Here is a 4528-nt window from a genome sequence, read left to right as displayed (position 1 = left end):
ATCAAAAATGGTTGACAGATATTTATTTATCCCCTTTTCCCTGAAAATACACATTCACTTTTCCGCCAAGAAGCATAATATACATTGAAAAATATAACCACAACATAATTAGGACAATTGTTGTCAGACTTCCATACATATCTTCAAATCCTTTGAAAATTTCCATGTATTTTGATACAAAGAAAGATGTAAGGAGCCAGCCAACCGACGTAAATAATGAACCGGGAAGTTGTGACAGAAATTTATCCCTTCTGTTTGGCAGGAATTTATAAATGCAAAGCGAAAAGACCAGCAGCGCAAAAAATGCGGCTATCGTTCTGATTTCAATCATAAATTTTGTAATGTGCGAAGCCAACGGGATATGCGCTTCCACGAACAAACTGATACTGTTACCAAATCCCAGCACAACAAGCGTCAGCACAATGACAACAATAAACAGTACCGTATAAAACGTGGCTCTTATACGCAAATAAAAATAATTTCTCGTTTCGCGACTGCCATAAATCCAGTTCAGCCCTGAAGTAACTGCCAAAACTCCTCTCCCCGCTGACCAGAGCGCCACAAGAATGGTAATCGGAATGACTGCTGCCGACTGATTATATACCTGATTGACAATCGCCAAAATGGTAGGCGTAATGGAGTCCGGAACAACCTGCGCAACTGCCGACATAACGTCCACTTTTGTCAGCGAAGTATATTGTACGAGAGTAAGCAGCAGTAAAATAATCGGAATTAAAGAAAGCACGAAAAAGAACGCTGACATTGCAGCGTATGCACTTGTATGGTCATTCGCATCTGCTGCCAATAACTGATTTATTTTTTTCAACCATTTTTTCACCGGCCACTCCCCGCTCTCTTTCATAAAAATCAAAATCGGCACAACTTATGCCAACTTCGGCTATTATGGAATCATAACACGATTTTATTTTTTCTTCAAGTTTCTCTGTGGAAATCTATTTTCTCACTTCTATATTCTTATAAAATATACTTAAAATTTCTTTATAGTTTTTCCCCCTCTTTGCCATTTCATTCGCTCCGGTCTGACTCATTCCGATGCCGTGTCCATATCCTCCACCCGTAAGAACATATTCCTTCCCCTGTTTTTTTATCTCAAAGAAAGCGCTTGGTAAAAGTTCCATACTTTTCACCTTTTTTCCGTCCTGACGCTCCAATAAATATCCGTCACCGCCTAACGCTCTTCTAATTTTATTTTCCGTGTCCACAGTAACTTTTTTCTTGTCCCCCGTGGCAACAAGTTGAAGCGCAACGTTTCCCTCTCCTCTCTTTGTCACCTGTACATTACATAACTTTCCTATATCTGTTTTTGTGTTTTTCTCAATCAGATTTTCCAAAACTTTTTCCGGTATTTTTGCCGACCAGCGATACCACGGCAAATCCTTTTCGTACGCCTTTCCGTTTTCCGCCACATCAATCGAACAAAGATATGCATTCTGCTTTGTTCTCTGACTGCCCCACGCTTCCGAAGTTGTCGTTTTCCCACAAGATGTGGAGAAGTAATATGTTGTGGCAACCTCACCGTTATACCATACCTTTTCCCCTTTCGTCTCATTCACTGCGCGAATTGTGCTTTCCTGCTCTCTGGAATTTCCATACACCTGATATTCCGTACTGTCATCAACATGCGCTTTATATTGTGGATACGCAAATCCTTTTGTCTGTTTTTCCGCATAACTTCTTGCACAGACCGCCTGCACTTTCAGCGCTTCAAGAGAATAGGAGTCAGGCATCTCACTTGGCACGACAGCATATAAGTATTCTTCCAGCGGAAGTTCATTTACTATTGCAATACCCTTTTCCGTAGAATGCAGTTCCAACTTTCCTCTATATTCAGGCGCACCGTACCCCCGTTTTAAGGAAACAATATTTATCTTATCCCCACCCTCCTTAGGTAAAATCTGTATTGCACCTTTTTGAAACATTTTATCGTCGGGTAAAATTTTTATTTCCTCATTCGGTTTACATTCTCTCGTCTGAGCATCAGAACGGATACACATTCCCGATTTCGCCCTGACAACCACCTCTTTATGTTCCACCTCTTTAAATCCGTTCGTTTTGATGACTACGCGAATAGCTTTTTCCTTTCCACTCTCATTTTCTTCCTCCTGCACCGATTTTATCGGATACGGACGCTTCCTTTCCTTTATTTCTTTATCCACAAGAAGACTCAACAGCCCTACACTTAAACATACACACATACAAAGTCCCAGCCCATAATATACCACATTGCTTTTACACCATTTCTTCACGTTCTACCTCTTGTCCTTTTTCTCTATATGTATGTTTCCTTTTTCTGCTTCATTCTTATTTTATCTGCAAAAAATAAGCAGTTGCATTACTGCAACTGCCTTCATCTTTTGTTATCCCCAAAATGCCGGGTTCTGTATTTTGACTCCTAGCAGTCCGCTAGGTGGGCGACCGCATCTGCTTTTCTGTCTTCCACTGCAAGAATGGAGGCCTGACATATTACAGAGATATAGGAATCCCGTTTAAAGTATTGTAGGTTCAAAATAACAGAAGTTATCGAACATTTCAGGTCTGTAAATACATTATAAATCATCTATTTCTCTTTTTCAAGTAGTAATAATATCCTTTTTAAGAGCATGCAATCTTCTTTTGGCAGACTGTCTTTTCCGTAGTTTGCGCGGTATACAATATCCAACATCTGTTCTCCCATTTCAGTGGAAATCGATGGATAAGCAGTACATATTTTCTCCACAAACTCCTGATTCAATTCCTCATTTCCGGTTATTTTTTTCTTTCGCAAAAGTTTTCGGTAAATCTGATGGAACAGTTCCTGAATCTCTTCGTTAAATCCTGTCACTCTTCTTCTCTTTTTTTTCTTCCTTTTAAGAAGGAAAACCGAACTTATCCCTGCCGCAATCAGCACTCCGCCAACGGCACTTATAACAATCGGAAACATATTTGTCTGTTCCTTTTTCTTTTCTTCTTTCGACTCTTCCTTTTTCTCCTTCTTTTGCTTTTCCAAATTTTCTTCTTTCTGCTGTTCATTCTTCTGAGAAGTCGGTCCGTTCGTTTCCCGATCTATGTTTTCTTCTTCCATCGGTGTTTCATTTTTCGTATATCCGGGCGTTGTTTCTACAGGAAGCCAGCTTCCTTCCGGATAAAACACTTCCGCCCACGCATGAGCATTTCTTCCGGTCGCTACCGCTGTATATCTTCCATCTTTCTGTTTTTTAAACTCGTCCGGTTCAATGGCATATCCCTCAACATATCTCGCCGGAATTCCTTTTAATCGGAACAGTAGCGCTGCCGTTGTCGCATAGTGGGTACAATATCCTTTTCGATTCTCAAAATAGAAATATTCCGCAAAATCTCTGTCGACAGGAGTTTTACCGGGATTCAGCGAATAATCTGTCCTGTTATCTAAAAGTGTTGCTATCTCCCGGGCAACTGTATCTATATCCGTTCCATGTATAAAACTTTCCACCTGCCCCGAAAAGTTATCTATAACTTCCCTTTCAACTGTCGTATATTTTGATTCCAAATTCTCTCCATATACGTCTTTCAGTTTATTCCATTCCTCCAAAGCAGGAAAAGTTTTTAAAAGTTCATATGTATAATAGTTCATCGTCCGTTTGTTGCCGATCATCTTATTATAACTCGAATAAAATGAACTTCCATATGGCTGATAATCATACTTTTTGTTCACATCAATATATTCAATCTCTATTGTATCCATTGCATAATCAAATATTCCCAAGTAAGATATCAGAGAATATGTTCTTCCGGTCTCTACATACCCCTCTATTTCTTCCCATTCGTGCCCCGTATAGTTTTCCCCGATAAATCCCTGTAAATACATTCTTTGTGTCGGTTTCTTTCCTACGGTCACTTTCAAATCCGCTGTATTGTCCTGTTCCAGTTTACCAACTCTTCCCAGTTTTCCGCCATTTATTCCTCCTACACCTCTATCGCCCGGAAATATATCGGACTTCTTTCTGTTTAAAAAACTGAGTATATCTTCTTTATACTTCTTCGTGTGCCCTAACTCTTTCTCAATGGAAGGTTCAAAAAGAAGTCCTCCGACAATGACGGATAAAATTCCCACCGCTATTCCCAGTCGTCTGACTATTATTTTGTCTTTTCCTGTAATTCCTTTCCCGCCGGCAAACCCCGCCGTTATTATCGTAACACCGACACATATAAGCGTCTTTATTCCCGGCTCTTCCCCTGCCATAAACGGTATGCAAAAAGTAATCAAACTGACTGTCATTATTCCAAATGCCTGGTGTTAGAATATAAATAGTACAAGTCAAAATGAGAATTCCTTATAAGAAAAATTATGGTACAATGTAGGTACCGCACTGAAGGAGGATCTCATTATGGCAAAGCACTATGACAAACAATTTAAGCTGGATGCAGTCCAGTATTATCATGATCACAAGACCTTAGGACTGCAGGGCTGTGCTACAAATTTAGGAATCAGTCAGCAGACTTTATCACGCTGGCAGAAAGAACTGCGTGAAACAGGTGATATTGAAAGCCG

Annotated in this window: 4 protein-coding genes and 1 other RNA gene; 1 reads left to right on the top strand and 4 read right to left on the bottom strand. The window is 40.0% G+C overall.

Annotated elements, in window-relative coordinates:
• Window positions 1–22: 22 nt before the first annotated feature.
• From ACYQ35_RS02125 to ACYQ35_RS02110, 4 genes are all read right to left on the bottom strand, one after another.
• On the bottom strand, window positions 23–838 hold the full coding sequence (locus ACYQ35_RS02125; protein WP_459829721.1) for a YihY/virulence factor BrkB family protein: 816 nt from the start codon (window positions 836–838) through the stop codon (window positions 23–25).
• A 115-nt stretch (window positions 839–953) separates the two neighbouring features.
• A complete protein-coding gene (locus tag ACYQ35_RS02120; protein WP_459829715.1) occupies window positions 954–2267 on the bottom strand; it encodes a SpoIID/LytB domain-containing protein in 1314 nt (437 codons plus the stop codon).
• 110 nt (window positions 2268–2377) lie between these two features.
• Window positions 2378–2560: non-coding RNA, 6S RNA (gene ssrS / locus ACYQ35_RS02115), on the bottom strand.
• An 18-nt stretch (window positions 2561–2578) separates the two neighbouring features.
• Entirely contained in the window at window positions 2579–4255 is a 1677-nt protein-coding gene (locus ACYQ35_RS02110) for a transglutaminase-like domain-containing protein (RefSeq protein WP_459829712.1), read from the bottom strand.
• A gap of 109 nt (window positions 4256–4364) precedes the next feature.
• Here ACYQ35_RS02110 and ACYQ35_RS02105 point away from each other — a divergent pair.
• Window positions 4365–4528: transposase (locus tag ACYQ35_RS02105; protein WP_459829704.1), on the top strand; the 164-nt coding region annotated here is incomplete at its 3' end.

Source organism: Faecalimonas hominis (genome assembly GCF_054660755.1).
The sequence above is the reverse complement of the archived record's forward strand: the minus strand, read 5'-3'. Positions and strand labels throughout refer to the sequence as shown.

What these genes read in the sequence shown, in the direction of transcription:
- ACYQ35_RS02110 (WP_459829712.1), bottom strand. Translation starts at nt 4,255, where the DNA reads ATGACAGTCAGTTTGATTACTTTTTGCATACCGTTTATGGCAGGGGAA.